Source organism: Methylobacter tundripaludum (assembly GCF_002934365.1).
GTDB lineage: Bacteria > Pseudomonadota > Gammaproteobacteria > Methylococcales > Methylomonadaceae > Methylobacter_A > Methylobacter_A tundripaludum_A.
Genome location: NZ_PTIY01000042.1, coordinates 1 through 1388 on the forward strand (window position 1 = coordinate 1; position 1388 = coordinate 1388).

1 protein-coding gene is annotated in these 1388 nt (G+C 46.3%); it reads left to right on the top strand.

The window, feature by feature from the left end; translation table 11 throughout:
• Nucleotides 1–145 precede the first annotated feature (145 nt).
• Complete coding sequence (locus B0F88_RS19105) at nt 146–1207, top strand: hypothetical protein (protein ID WP_104425529.1); 1062 nt, start codon at nt 146–148, stop codon at nt 1205–1207.
• Nucleotides 1208–1388: the final 181 nt, after the last annotated feature.

Consider the following 1388-nt stretch of genomic DNA (forward strand, 5'->3'; position numbering starts at 1 on the left):
ATAAGCTCAACCATCGCCCTCGAAAAACACTCAATTTTAAAACACCTCATGAGGTCTTTTTTCCTGAACAAGAGAGGGATGCCGCATGATTACTAGGATTGCACTTCGGAGTTGAATCCGCCATAATAAATAGGAGGACAGTTTCATGTCTGCTAGACCTTTTTCAGATCAAGCCATTGCAGCTCAAGATATACCCGATGATAGCCAACTGGCTGTCTCGTTCCGGTTGTTGTTGGGCCTGTATGCAATCATTCCCTTGTGTTTATCGTTGCAGTTGCTTGACAGTTGGTTTTGGCAGGGATTTTTACAGGAACATTTGCCGAGCAGTCCCAAGCAGTTTCTATTGTTTCAAATCATTTTTGGCACACCGCATATCGTAGCAAGCTCCATATTACTGGCGAGCAATACCGAATACCTGAAATTTTATAAGTTGAAAATCATTTTGATGACGCTTGCCATCATGATGATTTTTGGCGTCGGCAGTCTGTTTATTTCCTATAAAGCGCTTTACGTGACGGTGGCGGCCTGGACCGTATACCATGTGCTTAAACAGCAGCTAGGCGTTGGGCGCGGAGTCTATCGTTTGCCCGATTGGGCTTTTTACCTGATATTGTGGCTGAGCGTTGCGGCGGGCATTTTTGTTTACATCGGCATATTCCTGAAAAACAGCCTGGATGCGCAGCAGCTGGAGTTGATAAAGCTTGTTGCGGGCGGTTTATGTGCCGGCTTGGTGTGCAGTGCGCTGTTATGCCGGCGCTATGTGACCACGCAATCGGGCCGGTATTTTTTGTGGTCCAATGTTTTATTGGTATTAAGCAGTTTTTATCTGTTTGTTCAGCAGTATTATTTCCTGGCGATTTTAGTGCCGAGACTGGTGCATGACGCGACGGCCTATATTTTCTATGTGGTGCATGATTACAACAAGCACCACAGTCACCCGCAGAATTTTATGTACCGCTATGCGGCGCGTTGTCATGTGCCGGTTTTTATCGTGTTGCCCCTGTGTTCGTTTGTGCTGGCGTTTGTGTTGCAGTCATGCGGGGACGGTGCGCTCAATGCGCTAACCGAGTTCTTGTTCGGGGTTGAGATTAACAAGGCGGTTACCCTGGGTTTTCTGGGTTATCTGGCGTTGATGCATTATTACACCGAGGCATTTACCTGGAAGCAGGGTTCGCCGTATCGGCGGTTTATTGCGTTTTCGAAATAGGAAGAAAGACGGAAGATAAAAGGCAAAAGGCGAAGGGCGAAGGGCGAAAAAAGCTTGCATTTAAGTTTAAGGGGTATTTCAATTTTTAGCCTTTAGCCTTTAGCCTTTAGCCTTTAGCCTTTAGCCTTTAGCCTTTAGCCTTTAGCCTTTAGCCTTTAGCCTTTAGCCTTTAGCCTTTAGC